This window comes from Acinetobacter tandoii DSM 14970 = CIP 107469, from assembly GCF_000400735.1.
GTDB classification, from domain to species: domain Bacteria; phylum Pseudomonadota; class Gammaproteobacteria; order Pseudomonadales; family Moraxellaceae; genus Acinetobacter; species Acinetobacter tandoii.
On the sequence record NZ_KE007368.1, the window covers coordinates 452,792 to 469,791 of the forward strand.

Genomic DNA, 17,000 nt, shown 5'->3' on the forward strand with positions numbered 1-17,000 from the left:
ATGACTCAAGTTAAGATGAGGAAAATAACAACATTGAAAAGAACTGCTATGCAATTTTATGTTGTTACAGAAGAAAAAATACCACGCAGTCTATTTTAATAAATTTTGTTGAGCGATGGGGAAATGAAATTTATTTTATATTTTAAGTATATGCCCAAATTTGGCTTTGGGCATTATCATTTTAAATTTTGGCAAAATTGCAATCGTTGATTAATGCGTATCGGTTGAAGAGGCAGAATCGGCATCATCATCTTTATAAATAAATTTCGGCATTTCCAGACCAAAATAAATCGCAATCAGACGTAAAGAAAATCCAAAAATCAGGGTTGAAATCACCGTCAACTCTAGAGATAGTCCAATTTCCAGACAGACCCAATAACAAATCACTGCGACAAAAGAAATACTGGCATAGAGCTCACGACGGAATACTAATGGGACATCGTTACACAAAATGTCACGCAAAATCCCACCCGAAACCCCTGTCATAATGCCTGCCACTGCGGAAACCACAAAACCATGTTCCATCGTCAAGGCAATTTGGCAACCAATAATGGTAAAGCCGATTAAACCTAATGCATCTAACACCAAGAAAATATTGTGTAAATGGCGCATCCACTTGGCAATCAAAATGGTAAACAACGCTGCACAGCAAGTAAGGACCAAATATTCAGGATGCTTGACCCAAGTCAAAGGATAATGTCCAAGCAATACATCACGGACCGACCCACCACCTAAAGCGGTCACACAGGCAATCAGAATTACCCCAAACCAATCCATACTACGTCGACCAGCAGACAGTGCCCCAGTCATGGCCTCAGCCGTAATCGCAATAATATAAATTATGGTCAGTAACATCGCCCTGCGCTTCCATTGAAGGGTTAAGATGCGGGCTATTCTAAGCCAAATCCAAACTGAACGTTATAAAAATTGTGCACAACATTGCTTAAATTTTTTACCCGAGCCACAAATACAGGGCTGTTTCATGGTGATCACTTGCTCTGTGGTTGGATCAAGGAAATACCAGTGCCCTGCCTGTTTCACAAAATGTGAAACTTCATGATGTGTTTGGGCCTGTTGCCCATCATGATAATGTGCTTTGAATTCCACTTGGGCATGGGCCTTGTCCAGTTTTTCCTGCGCTTGTACCACTTCTAGACCTAACCATTGATTAGATTCACTCCATGCCTTAATCGCTGGGATATCTAAAGCAGATTGCTGCCCAATCGCCGTGGTCTGCACAATATAGTCAATCTGCTGTTTGGCAAATGCGCTATAACGCGAACGCATCAACTGTTCCGCACTGAGCGCAATACGTTGCCCTAAATGCAAAGGCTGACAACACTCGGCATATAATCCTAAGCCACAAGGGCATTGTTCTTCTGACATACATTTTCCCAATAAAATAGCCCGAACATTGCGGGCTATTTTAACTGAAGTTTAAACGCGGGTTTCTACAGCGTTAATCATCTTTTTCCACGATGTGTTTTGGAATCACATGAACTTTCTCAATTTTATGACCATCCATCGTCACGACTTCAAAAATAAAGCCATCAGCTTCGATACTAGAACCATTTTCAGGCAAACGGCCTAAATGGAACAATAAATAACCCGATAAAGTTGAATACTGTTCTGAGTCATCCACCAAGTTTTTGCCCAATAACAGGGAAACATGGCGAATATCGGTCGAACCATCCAGAATCAAACTGCCATCTTCTAGGCTTTCTGCCGCGGTTTCCAATTCATCTTCATCAGGGAATTCACCTGCAATCGCTTCAAGGACATCAATCGGTGTGGCAATCCCTTCAATCGAGCCATATTCATTCAATACAATCGCCAACTGTAATGGCGCTTGACGCAATTGTTCCATCACCATCAACACTTGTGCATTTTCATGGACGATCACTGGGTCACGTAAATGCTTCTCGAAATTCAATACCCCAGTTTCGATGTATTCATTCATGACTTTATGCGTCAGAACTACACCTGCAATATTATCCAGCTCACCATGTGCCACAATCAAACGAGAATGGGTCATGCTCAACAATTGTTGTTTGATCGCTGCTTCATCTTCATCTAAATCTAGCCATTCCAGTTCAGGACGTGGAGTCATGACAGATTTGACTGGACGCTCGGAAAGCCCTAATACCCCTTGCACCATAACACTGTGATACACCCCATTTTCCTGATCAAAGACTTCATCAGCAAAAGCGCGGGTTGCCAAGACATCTTCGTTTTGATGTTCAGGTGCATCACTGGCATTTTTCCCCCCCAACATACGCAGTACTGCTGAAGCTGTGCGATAACGTAAATCGTTGGTGGTGACCATTTTTTCCTGATTTTTCTTCACCGTTTGGTTCAGGAACTCGATCATGACCGAGAAACCAATTGCGGCATATAAGTAACCCTTCGGAATATGGTAGCCAAAACCTTCGACCACCAAAGAGAAACCGATCATCATCAAGAAACACAAACACAGAATCACTACAGTCGGATGTCTGTTCACAAAATCCATGAGTGGCTTAGATGCCCACAACATAATGCCCACAGCAATAATGACCGCAATCATCATCACCGACAGATGCTTCACCATGCCCACGGCGGTAATTACGCTGTCTAAGGAGAACACTGCATCTAAAATCACAATTTGGACAATCACCATCCAGAAAGTCGCATGTACAGGATTTTCTTCCTTTAAGGCAGGCTTTCCTTCAATCCGCTCACGTAATTCCATGGTGCCTTTAAACAGCAAGAAAACCCCACCCAGCAGCAAGATTAAGTCTCGCCCAGAAAATGGATGTTCAAAAATGTGGAATAACGGATTGGTGAGCGTCACCACCCATGCAATGGACGCCAATAAAATTAATCGCATACCTAAAGCTAAAATCAGCCCGAGAATACGCGCGGTATTGCGTTGTTCTGGTGGTAATTTTTCTGCCAAAATTGCAATAAAAACGAGGTTATCAATCCCCAATACAATTTCAAGCACTACTAAGGTCGCTAAGCCTACCCATGCAGAAGGATCAGACATCCACTCAAAAATCATTGAATGCTCTCCTTCATCAGGAATTCAGGATCAATAGGGCGAGGTTTAAGTGCAAATTGGCTCTGCATCTTCTCTCTTATTATGGCAAAAATGTGTGTTCGTTTAGTGCGACAACAGTCACGACTCATGTTGATTCATTTGTTGTAAAACAGAAGCTCAGTATAGGCAAGATCAGTACTAAATTCATCTTTTTTTAGACAATGCATATTTTGCGTCACCAAGCAACAACATAAAAATAGCCACAACAATAATACGCAACATCGCCTTGTCATATTTCTTACATAAGCTAGAGCAGCCAACAAGAAAGTGATAAGGTAAAATAGAGAATGATGAATAGCGTATTAAAAATGACTGTAAAACATGAAAAAGTAACAACGAAAACTTCTCAAGCCCTCATTGCGCTCTACTGCGGTTCACGTTCTGGTAATCATCCCATTTATAAAGAAAAGGCGATTGCACTGGCAAGCGCCATTGCAGAACAAGGTTTCGGTCTCGTGTATGGCGGTGCGAGCATAGGATTAATGGGTCAAGTTGCCGATACTGTAATTGAACATGGCGGTGATACCGTAGGGGTGATCCCTGAATTTATGTTGGATTATGAAATTGCGCATAATCAACTGACAGAATTACATGTGGTCAAAACCATGCATGAACGTAAAGCCATGATGGCAGAGCGTGCCAGCGCTTTTGTTGCCTTACCTGGTGGCTTAGGCACATTTGAAGAAATTTTAGAAATAGCCACTTGGGGGCAACTCAATCAACATCAGAAACCCATGATACTGTATAACGTCAACAATTTTTATGATGCCTTAATTGCTCAACTGGATCATGCTGTACAAGAAGGCTTTTTACCGCCGCAACATCGTGCCAAACTAATTGTGTGTAATCATGCCGAACAAATTTTAAATGCACTGAAGAACCTGCAAGCACCTGTACATTTCGTGATTTAGTCAAATTTACTTATAAAAAAAGCGAGCCCTTCATGCTCGCTTTTTTTGACTTGATTGAACGTTTACCCGAAATTTCAACCTGAAATGTGTTGATACAACCAAGGTAATCCAGTTGCCAACAGTACACTGATAGCCAAGCCAAACATTAATTTCATGGCATCTTTACTAACATTACGTGAAGTCCGATATTTATTGACTTCCGCCAAATGCATGGACAACGCAAACTCACGTCCTGCCAGCAAGCCCAAGAATACCCATGTGGTACTCATTGGGATATTACTCCACTCTTTAAACACCAGCAAAATGATGGCATACATAAAGTCGATAATCGTGGCTGCGCGAATATCTGCGACCCCAGTTTTGGTATCGATAATGTTTTGAATTGCTCCACCACGGCGGTAAAAAATCCAACCGAGCAATACCACAAACACCAAAATGCCAAAAATTAAGAATTCAAATGGCACTTGGCGCGGGACATAAACAAAGATATTGGCTAAATCTTGAATTAGCCACTGGCTCCACAAAAATGCCGTCGACACCCATTGCAAGCCAATCCAAATATGTGAAGGTTCCTTATGACGGGTTTTACTTAAATAGATGCTAATCCCTTTCATCACAAAGCGATAAACCAAAATCGCGACCACAAACGCAACGGCATAACCCATCATCGATTTGGTCAACATAGCGCTTAAGCTGCTCGGAGAAAAAATCGTGAGCACTAAAAAGGTGGTACTGACTGGAATCCCATATTTGGTCAAAATAATCAATAAAATTGGGGGAACAATATACAGCCAAGTAATGCCTGTCTCTGGGAAAGGAATGGTTTCTAAACGTCCATAAGAGGCGTCTCCTGTCCCTGAAGCAAACCAGCCATATAGCAACACCACAACTAGAATACTGCTGGTATACAGCCAAAGGACCCACCAAGGTCGGTGCGCATTGGAGGAAATAAAGGTTCCTAAAGTTTGTGGCACATCATTTCCGACAATTGAGTATGCTGCTAAACAGAAACCCACAATCATCAAAATTTCAATTGTCATAACACCTAAGCCTTTATCAGAAAAATCTACCCTTATGGGGTGGCATTTAAATTATGACATTTTTATTTCATTTTAATGACACTGGTGTGACGGGCAGCACACTTCTCTGAATAAGTAAGCGCTTTATTGTTGAATTTAATTAGATTATTTACTCATCTATAGGTGAGCAATTTCTAAATGCTCTAAACCCATAGCTTCCCCCTAAGTACGTTCGTTTGATTGCTAATTTATGTGATTTATTGAGCACTGTTTCTCTGTGCTTTGCTATCATGACTTTTAACATTATCTTGATCCATTCCATTTCTAATCTATGAGCCAAGCCATTTCACATCGCGCCTTACAACCTGAATACCGACTCTTGGTTTTCTTGGTGTCGATTGGCTTTTTTATGCAGGCTTTAGATACCACGATTGTCAACACCGCCATTCCTGCAATGGCTAAACACTTACATGAAGACCCCCTGAATATGCACAGTGTGGTGGTGGCGTATGTCTTGGCTGTCGCCGCATGTATTCCTTTAAGTGGTTGGCTTGCCGATCGGTTTGGCGTACGCAATACCTATCTAGCGGCGATTATCATTTTTACACTGGCTTCACTGGGTTGTGGTTTATCGCAGAGCCTCAATCAATTGCTGGTATTTCGTATTATTCAAGGCATCGGGGGAGCATTGCTGTTGCCTGTCGGTCGTTTAGCCATGCTAAAACTGATTCCACGAGATCAATTTTTATCTGCCATGAGTTTAATGAGTCTGGCGGGGTTGATTGGGCCCTTAATTGGACCAACTCTGGGGGGATGGCTGGTTGAAGTTGCCACTTGGCACTGGATTTTTCTGATTAATTTACCGATGGGTGTTTTAGGTATTTTAGTGACCTTAAAAGCCTTACCAAACGCCACTGAACCCAGCGTTCAAGCTTTCGATTTTAGTGGCTTCCTGTGGTTAGTCATCGCTATGGTGGGGCTGTCTTTAGGCATTGAAAGCTTTGCCAGTACAGCTCATAGTCATTGGCAAGGACTCGCTTTAATTGGCCTAGGATTATTCAGCTCCGCTATTTATGCCTATCATGCCCATACGCATCAAAATGCCCTGTTTCGTAGTCGATTATTTAAAAACAACATCTATGCGATTGGGATTTTAGGCAATTTCTTTGCACGACTGGGTGGCAATGCCTTTCCCTTTTTGCTGCCTTTAATGTTGCAAGTAGCTTTCCATTTTGAACCCTTCATCACTGGATTGATGATGATTCCTTTGGTCTTAGGTTCATTGGTTTCTAAGCCGATTGTGCGCCCTGTGATTCAAAGATTTGGCTACCGCACCGTACTGGTCGTCAATACGATTCTCGTCGGGAGTGCCCTCGCCAGTTTTGCCTTGACCACGGCGGATACACCACTATGGCTAAGAACACTACACTTTTTCATTTGTGGCATGTTGAACTCGACCCAATTTGTCGCTATGAATACCTTTACATTGAAAGATCTGTCTCAGCAAAATGCCAGTAGCGGGAATAGTTTCCTGTCCATGATCATGATGCTCTCTATGAGTATTGGGGTCGCACTCGCAGGTACATTAATTAACCTCTTTACCGCACATTATGGTGTTGCACAAGTCACGACGGCTTTTCAAATGACCTTTATCTGTCTGGGTGCCATCAATATCATCACTGCTGCAATTTTCTGGAAAATTCCCAAAAACAGCAGCATATAGTACTTTTGCAAAATGCACATGGAGTCAATTTTATGCTCGCGTTATCATAGCGCCACTTGATGAGATTAAAACACGCATGACCAAATCAACACGCATAACAAAATCCAGTTCCTTCATTGCTTCCTGCATTGGTGTCGGGACCGTTTGTCTTGCAGTGATGCTGTATGTTTTTATTTTTCATCAAAATCCCGCTGCTGCGCAGGAATTTCCAGTGCAGGGCTTCGATGTCTCACATCATCAAGGGGACATTAACTGGGAACAGGTACCACATCAAAAATTCCAGTTTATCTATTTGAAAGCAACTGAAGGGGGCGATTTTAAAGACCGAAAATTCCAAGATAATTGGCTAAAAGCCCGTGAACATGGTTTTTTGGTTGGGGCTTATCATTTTTATCGTCTCTGCCGCGACGGCAAAATTCAAGCACAAAATTTTATTGAAACCGTACCGAATAAACCTGATGCCTTGCCGCCAGTCATTGATTTGGAATACGACAGTAACTGTATCAATGCCTATACCAAAGAGCAGTTATTGGCTGAAATTCAAATTATGCATGATCAGCTACAACAGCATTATGGCAAACAACCGATTTTTTATATTTCAAAAACTTTCTATAACATAGTTTTGGCCGGTGAATTCAAAAATACACCGCTTTGGGTGCGTGAATATCAAGGGCAACCTGAACTTAAAGGCAATCCCCAATGGACCTTTTGGCAACATACCAATCAAGGCACAATTCAGGGCATCAGCAAACCCGTCGATATGAACGTCTTTCATGGTTCTGTGTATGACTGGAGTATTTTCTTACAAAAGAACGGGATTCAACCGCTTACCCCCACCACACCTTAAAGACTTTTTTATGACTCCATTCACGGATTAGCTCTATTAGCCGTCATGTTCTGTCGCGCTGATGCATGTCGAGCTACACAACTTTGTTGGAGCATGCCATACTCGCAAGTAGAGGTTAGTGAATTTTGGGCGATATGAGAAAAATCATACATATTGATATGGATGCGTTTTTTGCATCAGTAGAATTACGTGGTCGTCCCGATCTGCAACACTTACCTGTAGTGATTTCATCGCATCATCCTCGCGCGGTCATTGCCGCAGCCTCTTATCCCGCACGGAAATTTGGGCTACGTTCCGCCATGTCGATGGCTCAAGCGAAAAAACTTTGCCCTCAAGTCGTGGTCATTGAACCCAACTTTAATCAGTATCGTGAAGTTTCCGCACAAATTCACCAAATTTTTCAACGCTACACGCCACTGATCGAACCACTATCTTTAGATGAAGCCTATCTGGATGTCACCGAAAATTTATATGGTTTGGCCAGTGCAACTGAAGTGGCACAGCGTATTCGCGCAGAAATTTTCCAAAACACAGGTTTAACTGCTTCGGCTGGGGTGGCACCGAATAAGTTTCTGGCAAAAGTGGCTTCGGATTGGAATAAACCCGATGGTCTTTGTGTAATTAAACCCAGCCAAGTACAAAATTTTATTCAGCATTTGCCCCTTAAAAAAATTCCAGGCGTCGGTAAAGTCACTCAAGAAAAATTAAAACAACTGCAATTGGAAACTCTAGGGGATTTACAAAAAATTGAGGAAAGTACACTAATTCATCACTTTGGCAAATATGGTCACCAACTGTTTTTATATGCTCAAGGCATTGATGAACGTCCTGTACAGGCTGAACGTGAACGGCAGCAAATTTCCAAAGAAACCACATTTGATGATGATTTTACTTTACAACAATGTCAGCCCTATTGGGCAAAACTCACGACACAGGTCTGGGAAAGTTTAAATAAAAAGCAGCTTATGGCACGCGGAGTAACGGTCAAACTCAAATTAAAAAACTTTCAGGTGCTTCAGCACAGCAAAAGTTTTAAAATTCCTCTTCATAATCATACCGAGCTGACGCAAGTGTTAGAATTGTTACTCAGTGAAATGTATATTCCTGCCGAATACCAATTCCGCCTGATTGGCGTAGGTGTCTACCAATTAGCCCCTGCCGATGATCTACCCCAACTGAGTCTCTGGTAAGCTCTTCTTGTATCTTTTTTAGACAAAAGAATAAAAATACAACAATTAACCCTACACTTTTTTTATTTTTAGGTTAACCTATTTCACGCGATACATTATCCATGTAAACGCTGAAATGCTAAAAATCACCTTTACTTTTAGCATGTTGTCCTGTGGTGAACGCGACGATCCAATCCGAGTATTACAGGGCAATTCTGAACATATTACATGGGTTTTGTTCTTCTCATCCAAAAAACAATGCTTCCTCATTTTAAAACCGCATCAACATTTTATAGCTCTCATTGATTCATATTTTTAAGCCCTATTTCCAACGCTTACCCAAAATAATTATCTTCACCTCCTACAGTACAGGTCATACAAAACACCATTTGCAGATCATCACGGATCACGTAAACTGACCGTTCTCTTTACATCATGGAAATCACATGACGGTTCAACGTTTACATGTCGAAAAGCGTTTTTCTGAAATTGCCATTTCAGGTAACTTGGTTCATCTTGCAGGTCAGCTTGCAGCAGATACAACGCTCGATATTAAAGGACAAACCCAACAGACTTTAGGCATTATTGATCGTTTTCTTGCCGATGCAGGCACAGATAAACGTCATATTTTGTCGGTCATGATTTTTTTGAAAGATATAGAAAATGATTATGCAGGCATGAATGAAGTTTGGGATGCATGGTGTGCAGATATGCAAGCACTGCCTCGCACCTGCGTTGAAGCCAAAATGTACGCCCCTGATGTACTGGTTGAAATGACCGTAACCGCAGTGCGTCCAGAATAATCTGAACTTAAATCAGCTTGAACAAGCATTCAGGCTGATTTTAACTCCATAGTTTCAACTTACGTTTTTCATGATTGTGATAAAAATTATACTTTTTCAAAGATGTATCTAGTTCTTGTGTATCAGGTTCATGCCACTCTTTACGGAGTTCACCTAAAAAGTCTCGTCGAATTTGCTGATAACTCGGCACTTCATCGTAACGAATCACACGATAGCCTGCCATCGCCAATAGTGCATCTTTATACTGTGTTTGCTGAAAACGCTTTAACACATTCGGATCATCTAAACCAATAATCGCTACAATCTGATGGGATGCATCGAGCACCACAAAATCAGCCAATAAATTACGATACTTATTTCGAGTACGGCTATATTTTGTCGTCATTAAGGCATCATAAGAAACCTGCGCCAAGATAGTATAGCTTGGAAGAATTTCTTTTAAGCGAGCAAAGGTCAACTGCTGATTTAAACTAAAAACTGCACGCCGCTTAAGTACACTATCCTGTTGTTTTGATTGATTATTAAAACTTTTAAAAATCATGCAACTGAACAACAATAGGAGTCCTATCAGTAAATACATACTCATAAATTTATTCCTTTAATCTATTTTTATAATCCTGCGGCTTTATACCGATTTTTTATGCCGAAAAATCGATTATAGCGCCTCTATTTTTATTCAAACGTTCAAGTTAAAAAACTACATTCATCTTGACGAAATTATTATAAAAAATGACCACACGTCACTTGACGAGAGCCAATTAAATTGCATATTTTTTATATGCAAAATGATTGAATAAAATTACTTTAGCTCAATCTCCCTACATGTTGCAATTCATCTTAAGTCTAGCGCAGAACAATTCCGACGAATAGAAGGATAAAAAAAGACGCCGTAGCGTCTTTTCGTTCATTTTAGGCCCGTGCTTTTGGATTTTTTCTTTTCTTTGCTGCATTGGCATTAAAAGGTCGCTTCTCACCCGTTTCACGCGGTGGCAAACCCGTATGTTGGGTCAGCACTTGACCTTTTTTCGGACGGTGATTTTGTCCTTGGGTCTGTTGTCCACGCGCGCCCGCCGAACCAGTACGTTTCTGAGAATCACCCGCAACAGTCGAGTTTTTCTTACGCGCAGACTGATATTGGCCTTCAGTTCCTTGCGGTTGATAGGTTGGAATTAAATGTTGCTTAGAATTACCAATTAAGTCTTGGCGCCCCATCTCCTTTAAAGCCTCACGTAGCAATGGCCAGTTATTTGGATCATGATAACGCAGGAAGGCTTTATGCAGACGACGACGCTTTTCCCCTTTTACAATATCAACATTTTCAGTATAACGTGCCACTTTGGCCAAAGGATTTTTAGCCGTGTAATACATTGTTGTCGCTGTTGCCATTGGCGATGGATAGAAGGTCTGTACCTGATCGGCACGGAAGCCATTCTTTTTCAACCAAATTGCCAAGTTCATCATGTCGTAATCCGTGGTTCCTGGATGCGCCGCGATAAAGTATGGAATTAAATACTGCTCTTTGCCTGCTTCCTTACTAAAACGATCAAACATTTGCTTGAAACGATCATAGGTCCCGATTCCAGGTTTCATCATCTTAGACAATGGACCTTTCTCAGTATGCTCAGGCGCAATCTTTAAGTAACCACCCACGTGATGGGTAACTAACTCTTTCACGTATTCAGGATTCAGCACTGCTAAGTCATAACGCAAGCCTGAACCAATCAGAATCTTTTTGATGCCTTTAATGGCGCGTGCTTTACGATATAACTGCGTTAATGGAGCATGATCCGTATGTAAGTTTTGACATACGCCTGGATACACACAAGAGGGTTTACGACAGTTCTTTTCAATTTCAGGGTCTTTACAGTGCAAACGGTACATGTTTGCCGTTGGACCACCTAAGTCTGAAATAATGCCTGTAAAGCCCGGAGCCGTATCACGAATTTTCTCAACTTCACGCAGAATTGACTCTTCCGAACGGTTTTGAATAATTCGCCCTTCATGTTCTGTAATCGAGCAGAAGGTACAGCCCCCAAAACAGCCACGCATGATGTTCACAGAGAATTTAATCATATCAAATGCAGGGAAACGGGCTTCACCATACACAGGATGTGGTAGACGTGCATACGGCAAATCAAACACATAGTCCATTTCTTCCGTCGTTAATGGAATCGGTGGTGGATTTAACCAAACATCACGCTCACCATGTTTTTGTACCAAAGCACGCGCATTTCCAGGGTTGGTTTCAAGGTGCAAAATACGGTTGGCATGGGCATATAAAACTGGATCATTTGCCACTTCTTCAAATGCAGGTAGACGAATCACTGCCAACTCACGTGGCGGTAATTTATGTTTAATTGCTTTTGACGATGGCTGTAGCTGTACAATTTGTGTGTCTGCATCCAATTGATCGCCTTCACGAACAATCGGGTTGGCAACCAATTCTTTTTGGAAATTTTGGTATTGGGTTAAAGAATTACCCTTATCTTTTTCAATTTCACAGCCGTCTAAATCTTCGGTCATCACATAAGGATTGATGATGGGATCAACACGCCCCACGGTATCTACATCATTAGATGCAATTTCAACAAATTTGGCTTTCGATGCACGATTATGCTTATTAATAATAAATGCCGTACCACGTACATCAGTAATTTCGTGGATTTTTTCACCTTTGGCTAAACGATGCATCACTTCAGTGATCGAACGCTCACCATTACCATACATCAATAAATCCGCTTTTGAATCCATTAGTACTGAACGACGGACTTTATCTGACCAATAATCGTAATGGGCGATACGACGTAAAGAGGCTTCAATCCCACCTAATAATACTGGCACATCTGGAAATGCTTCACGCACACGTTGGCAATAGACTGTCGCCGCACGGTCTGGGCGTTTATTCGGAACATTGTCTGGTGAATAAGCATCATCTGAACGAATCTTACGATCTGCCGTATAACGGTTAATCATAGAGTCCATATTACCCGCGGTTACACCCCAAGCAATATTTGGCTTACCCAAAACGCGGAAGGCTTCAACATTGGTCCAATCAGGTTGTGCGATAATACCAACACGGAAACCTTGCGCTTCTAAAGTACGACCAATAATGCCCGAACAGAATGAAGGATGATCGATATAAGCATCACCACAAACCAAGATAAAGTCGCAACTATCCCAACCGAGTTGATCCATTTCCTCACGCGACATCGGCAAAAATGGCGCAGGTTCAAAGCATGACGCCCAATATTTGTCGTAATCAAACAACGCTGTTGGCGCAGTCTGCATGGTATAAGCAGTAGACATGGCTAGCAATTCTCGGCTGGCAGATGGAAGATCCAAAATAGATCAAAGATGAAAGCCGATCATTTTACCATGAATTAGATTCATCTTGCTTGATTAAAATATATACAAAAACAAGCATCTAAAAATTACTCTTTACTCTAAAATCAAAACCCTGCACCTGCATTACATTTATCTATTTCATATCCATCCATATACAAAAAACCATCCGCTTAATGCTGTAGCATCAAACAGATGGTTTTAGAGTTATACATTTCAATCAGTTCAAACTTTATCAACTGAGTACGGAATCTTTAATGCGCTTTGAAGGTAATTGCTCTTGTTGCGTCCCCTCAACCGAAACTTTTAAATTCACCATAAATACCGCCAAGGCTGCAATAATGCCAGGAATCGCAATCACCAAAAAATTCATCTGATGGGGCAACTGCAAGGTTAATAATGCTCCTGTCAAAATTGGACCTACAATCGCGCCAATCCGTCCAATTCCTGATGCCCAGCCCATGCCTGTAGAGCGTACTGCGGTTGGGTAGAACTGTGCTACAAAAGTGTAGAGTAAAATTTGTGAGCCAATAGTTGCAGCACCTGCCACAGCAATCAAGGTATATAGCACTGCCTGCGGGCTATTAAAACCAAGTAAAATCAAGGCTAAAGCACCTACAGTAAACATAATACTGAGTACTGGTTTCAGGTGAAAACGATCTGCCAAAGCTCCCCCCCCAATTGCACCGACCATACCACCAATATTCAAAGCAAACAGGAACAACATACTGGCACCTAACGAATAACCTGCTTGAATCATCAATTTTGGTAACCAGCTACCCAGCGCATAGACCATCAGTAAACACATGAAAAATGCAACCCAGAACATCAAGGTACTGAACATTCGTCCTTGCTGAAATAAGGCACGTAAAGGTGCTTCGTCACCTGCAATAACATCATTTAATACAAATCGTGTCTCTGCATTTAATTTTTGCTCAGGGCTAATTTTTTGCACAATCTCAGCCACTTGCGCTGTTTCGCCTTTTTTGGTCAGAAACATTAATGATTCAGGTAAAAACTTCCAGATAATCGGCAAAGCTACAAACGGAATTCCTGCAATAAAGAACATGATTTTCCAGCCGTGATCTGCAACCAGCCATGCCCCCAATAAAGCTGAAGCCATACCACCAATGGCATAACCACTAAACATGATGGCAACCAAAGTGCTACGGATACGTTTCGGTGCATATTCGGTCATCAAGGCAACCACGTTCGGCATCACACCTCCAATGCCCAGCCCTGCCAGAAATCTTAAAATACCAAATTCAACGGGTGAAGAAGCAAAGGCACCTAAAAAAGTAAAACCACTAAAGATGGCCACACAAATCATAATGGTTTTTTTACGGCCTAATTTATCAGACAAGGTTCCAAAACTCATGGCACCGAACATCATTCCAAACAATGCTGTACTGGCAAGTAATCCAGCTTGTACCGCACTCAGGCCCCACTCTTGCATTAACAAAGGTAAAGCAACGCCATAAATGACCAAATCATAACCATCAAAAATAATAATCAATAAACACCAAATTAAAACACTCCAATGGAAAGGCGTAAATTTGGCTTCATCTACCACAGTATTTATATTTAAAGTTTGTGTACTCACGCTTCACCTCCAACTTGTGAAGTCATCCCAAAATAGACTTACACAATGCGGTAAAGCTGCTTTATTGTCCAAAACCGATTGCATATATAGATATGCCACAAAGGTATGCAATTACTTCATTATTCATGCTTTTATTATCTTTAAGATATAAGTATGTGAAACCTTGACAAGGTCTTAACAAAGTTTGACTGGGAATGCATGCCATAAATGGTTAATTTAAATACAAGAATAAAAAATGGAACTCTCATGCTTATATATCTTATTGTTGGTAGTATCCGAGAAGGCCGCACAGCCATTAAAGTTGCGCACTGGATCATGGATTGTATTTCTAATTTTTCCCTGCATGACATTAATATCGAACTGATTGATTTAAAACAGTGGGATTTACCATTGTTTTCAGGTTCACATCCTCCTGCGACGGGTATTTATGATCAACCCAAACAACAACTATGGGCAAATAAAATTGCCTTAGCAGATGCCTTTATTTTTATTAGCCCTGAATATAATCATGGTTATAGCCCTGCCCTTAAAAATGCCTTAGATTATCTGGGCAAAGAGTGGCAAGGCAAACCTGCCGCATTTATTGGTTATGGTACGACCAATGGCTCTCGCGGCATCAGTCAGATCCGTCAAGTAAGCTCAAGTTTGAATATGGTAGACGCGAATGCAATATTAGAAATTCGCGACATCTTTAAACGTAATAAAGAAGAGAACTTTGAAGCCAATCAGTTTGAAATCGATGGATTAAAGCAAATATTAGAAAAACTGATTAAATATCAAAAATAAAAAATATCATGACCATCTATGCTCAATTAAGCCTCTCATTCAAGCGACCCTGTACCCCAACAGGATTTCTTGAATGAAAGAGTTAGGCAGTCCTTTCAAGTCTTAGACTTTTAAATGCCTATCCATGCTGAATGAACCTCATCAAAAAATTGCCAAAGTATTTATATGTATTTTTCAGACTCAATCAACACAGCGGATCGCTCGAATGCTTTAGTCACGATCTCACCGATGATGCTCTCTTCTAGTTGGGCTGTGGCTAACCTCGCAGCAAATCCCAGATGAAAATCTAAAAGCCAATTTGTAGGAGGCTCAGGCAATGGTTGTCTTGAAATATCGATCTGAGGAGTTAACCAAGGTATCCTTTTGGGCCATTTTGGATAGGTCGGACACCAATCATCTAGATCATCCAAAATAGAACTGGAATCTAATCCAAAACGGTTTGCAAACCAAACCATCTGTATAAATTCAGAAGCAACAAGTGCACCCAATTCTGAAGGTGGTAATTGTTGTGGACTCACTGCAACTGGAGAATGTTTGCCAATAATCCAAGTTTCAGCAGATGGGCAAGTAAAACGTGGTATAACGATGTCATAAATGGTTGGGTTTCGCTGTGCAATGATTGCGAGTAATCTTGAATTCAGTGTTAATGTTGTTCCCATGGGAAGACCCTCACCCTACTGATTTCAAATACTAAAATCTTTGAAGAAAATACATATCGTCTCATAATCAACTCCTTAAGTTGATGTTTAAGAGGTCATTCTGTCATAACCTCTTAAACAGTAATGTGATTCAATAATAAGGAACTCATGTGTTAAATTTTTAAAATTACGACCAGAGAAATTTTTAATTAAAATAGAACTTTACCTCCTTCATCTTACCCAACATGACCAATTAAACTTCGATTTTTCTAATTTTTTTGATCCTACTATGTCCTCTTCTGTTTGTTGATCGGCTTGTCTTCTTCAAAATCTAAGTTATGACCATACTTATAATCGAACGATTTCATCTCAGAATTGCTTAAATTACCTACTTTTTAATCAATAATAATCACTATAAAACGCTAGAATGATTGAGTCAAAACCGAACTGTGGCTAGGTTTTACTTATATTTGTGATCTATTTCGATCATTAGGATTGAAGCATGCCCTATGACAACATAATTAAACGTATTCTTTTAGATTTGTTTACATTTTAAACAGCATTTTAAAAACATGGTGCTCGTAAAATTAAATGGTATAGCAAAATATACTCTTAACTAAACACTAAACCCTAGATTAAAAATTAAGCTTTGGCGACCACTGAATCATTAGTCGACCCTACCAAAATGAAGGCCTCATACAGTCAGTTCAATCGTCGAAAGCAAATAATACTGGGTAATATAGCTATAAAAAGTCTTTGTGATTTGATTGATATCACGTCTTTTAAGATGGAAACGATGTACAAAGTTATTTATATTTGCTGCTTCGCGGGTATTTTTTAGTCTTTAGCATTTAATTTAAATAAATATTTATATAAAAAAACACCCCCTTCTTATTAGAAGGGGGTGTTTGAATTAATGAGCTGGCGATGACTTACTCTCACATGGGTAACCCCACACTACCATCAGCGCTAAGAGGTTTCACTTCTGAGTTCGGGAAGGGATCAGGTGGTTCACTCTTGCTATTGTCGCCAGCACAACTGTTTATGGACTTGTTCAGGTTTTATGCTCAGATCATT

Annotated in this window: 14 protein-coding genes and 1 rRNA gene; 6 read left to right on the forward strand and 9 right to left on the reverse strand. The window is 40.7% G+C overall.

Going from position 1 to position 17,000, the window contains the following annotated elements; translation table 11 throughout:
- Nucleotides 1-210 precede the first annotated feature (210 nt).
- From I593_RS15520 to I593_RS15530, 3 genes are all read right to left on the reverse strand, one after another.
- On the reverse strand, nt 211-855 hold the full coding sequence (locus I593_RS15520; RefSeq protein ID WP_016168524.1) for a trimeric intracellular cation channel family protein: 645 nt from the start codon (nt 853-855) through the stop codon (nt 211-213).
- A 63-nt stretch (nt 856-918) separates the two neighbouring features.
- The gene (locus I593_RS15525; protein WP_016168525.1) at nt 919-1,386 is read right to left on the reverse strand and encodes a YchJ family protein; all 468 of its coding nucleotides are present in this window, start codon (nt 1,384-1,386) and stop codon (nt 919-921) included.
- 73 nt (nt 1,387-1,459) lie between these two features.
- Entirely contained in the window at nt 1,460-3,043 is a 1,584-nt protein-coding gene (locus tag I593_RS15530) for a TerC family protein (protein ID WP_016168526.1), read from the reverse strand.
- Nucleotides 3,044-3,372: 329 nt separating this feature from the next.
- Between I593_RS15530 and I593_RS15535 the strand changes: the two genes are divergently transcribed.
- A complete protein-coding gene (locus I593_RS15535; RefSeq protein WP_026441098.1) occupies nt 3,373-3,993 on the forward strand; it encodes an LOG family protein in 621 nt (206 codons plus the stop codon).
- Nucleotides 3,994-4,067: 74 nt separating this feature from the next.
- Here I593_RS15535 and I593_RS15540 read toward each other — a convergent pair whose 3' ends face one another.
- A complete protein-coding gene (locus I593_RS15540; protein WP_016168528.1) occupies nt 4,068-5,033 on the reverse strand; it encodes a hypothetical protein in 966 nt (321 codons plus the stop codon).
- Between the two features lie 310 nt (nt 5,034-5,343).
- On the opposite strand from I593_RS15540, the gene mdtD reads away from it, so the two are divergent.
- From mdtD to I593_RS15560, 4 genes are all read left to right on the forward strand, one after another.
- Nucleotides 5,344-6,735, forward strand: coding sequence for a multidrug transporter subunit MdtD (mdtD, locus tag I593_RS15545; protein WP_016168529.1), 1,392 nt, complete (start codon nt 5,344-5,346; stop codon nt 6,733-6,735).
- Between the two features lie 76 nt (nt 6,736-6,811).
- Nucleotides 6,812-7,582 (forward strand): glycoside hydrolase family 25 protein, encoded by a 771-nt coding sequence (locus tag I593_RS15550; RefSeq protein WP_016168530.1) that lies wholly within the window; start codon nt 6,812-6,814, stop codon nt 7,580-7,582.
- Between the two features lie 134 nt (nt 7,583-7,716).
- Entirely contained in the window at nt 7,717-8,772 is a 1,056-nt protein-coding gene (dinB, locus tag I593_RS15555) for a DNA polymerase IV (protein ID WP_016168531.1), read from the forward strand.
- Between the two features lie 425 nt (nt 8,773-9,197).
- Nucleotides 9,198-9,554, forward strand: a complete 357-nt coding sequence (locus I593_RS15560) for a RidA family protein (protein ID WP_016168532.1) — start codon at nt 9,198-9,200, stop codon at nt 9,552-9,554.
- 40 nt (nt 9,555-9,594) lie between these two features.
- Here I593_RS15560 and I593_RS15565 read toward each other — a convergent pair whose 3' ends face one another.
- The 3 genes from I593_RS15565 to I593_RS15575 form a co-directional block, all read right to left on the reverse strand.
- Nucleotides 9,595-10,140: a DUF2726 domain-containing protein gene (locus I593_RS15565; protein ID WP_016168533.1), complete on the reverse strand. Its 546-nt coding sequence runs from the start codon at nt 10,138-10,140 to the stop codon at nt 9,595-9,597.
- Between the two features lie 323 nt (nt 10,141-10,463).
- Complete coding sequence (locus I593_RS15570) at nt 10,464-12,860, reverse strand: YgiQ family radical SAM protein (protein WP_016168534.1); 2,397 nt, start codon at nt 12,858-12,860, stop codon at nt 10,464-10,466.
- 271 nt (nt 12,861-13,131) lie between these two features.
- Entirely contained in the window at nt 13,132-14,499 is a 1,368-nt protein-coding gene (locus I593_RS15575; protein ID WP_016168535.1) for an MFS transporter, read from the reverse strand.
- Between the two features lie 246 nt (nt 14,500-14,745).
- Between I593_RS15575 and I593_RS15580 the strand changes: the two genes are divergently transcribed.
- Entirely contained in the window at nt 14,746-15,285 is a 540-nt protein-coding gene (locus tag I593_RS15580; protein WP_016168536.1) for an NADPH-dependent FMN reductase, read from the forward strand.
- 161 nt (nt 15,286-15,446) lie between these two features.
- On the opposite strand, the gene I593_RS15585 is transcribed toward I593_RS15580, so the two are convergent.
- Both I593_RS15585 and rrf read right to left on the reverse strand, forming a co-directional pair.
- The gene (locus tag I593_RS15585; protein ID WP_016168537.1) at nt 15,447-15,944 is read right to left on the reverse strand and encodes a hypothetical protein; all 498 of its coding nucleotides are present in this window, start codon (nt 15,942-15,944) and stop codon (nt 15,447-15,449) included.
- A gap of 898 nt (nt 15,945-16,842) precedes the next feature.
- A 5S ribosomal RNA gene (rrf, locus tag I593_RS15590) occupies nt 16,843-16,957 on the reverse strand.
- Nucleotides 16,958-17,000: the final 43 nt, after the last annotated feature.

Excerpts from the sequence above, each read along its gene's own strand:
- I593_RS15530 (WP_016168526.1), bottom strand. The coding sequence starts at position 3,043 with ATGATTTTTGAGTGGATGTCTGATCCTTCTGCATGGGTAGGCTTAGCG.
- I593_RS15560 (WP_016168532.1), top strand. The coding sequence starts at position 9,198 with ATGACGGTTCAACGTTTACATGTCGAAAAGCGTTTTTCTGAAATTGCC.
- I593_RS15565 (WP_016168533.1), bottom strand. The coding sequence starts at position 10,140 with ATGAGTATGTATTTACTGATAGGACTCCTATTGTTGTTCAGTTGCATG.
- I593_RS15540 (WP_016168528.1), bottom strand. The coding sequence starts at position 5,033 with ATGACAATTGAAATTTTGATGATTGTGGGTTTCTGTTTAGCAGCATAC.
- I593_RS15570 (WP_016168534.1), bottom strand. The coding sequence starts at position 12,860 with ATGTCTACTGCTTATACCATGCAGACTGCGCCAACAGCGTTGTTTGAT.
- I593_RS15550 (WP_016168530.1), top strand. The coding sequence starts at position 6,812 with ATGACCAAATCAACACGCATAACAAAATCCAGTTCCTTCATTGCTTCC.
- I593_RS15585 (WP_016168537.1), bottom strand. The coding sequence starts at position 15,944 with ATGGGAACAACATTAACACTGAATTCAAGATTACTCGCAATCATTGCA.
- I593_RS15535 (WP_026441098.1), top strand. The coding sequence starts at position 3,373 with ATGAATAGCGTATTAAAAATGACTGTAAAACATGAAAAAGTAACAACG.
- I593_RS15520 (WP_016168524.1), bottom strand. The coding sequence starts at position 855 with ATGTTACTGACCATAATTTATATTATTGCGATTACGGCTGAGGCCATG.
- dinB (WP_016168531.1), top strand. The coding sequence starts at position 7,717 with ATGAGAAAAATCATACATATTGATATGGATGCGTTTTTTGCATCAGTA.
- I593_RS15580 (WP_016168536.1), top strand. The coding sequence starts at position 14,746 with ATGCTTATATATCTTATTGTTGGTAGTATCCGAGAAGGCCGCACAGCC.
- mdtD (WP_016168529.1), top strand. The coding sequence starts at position 5,344 with ATGAGCCAAGCCATTTCACATCGCGCCTTACAACCTGAATACCGACTC.
- I593_RS15525 (WP_016168525.1), bottom strand. The coding sequence starts at position 1,386 with ATGTCAGAAGAACAATGCCCTTGTGGCTTAGGATTATATGCCGAGTGT.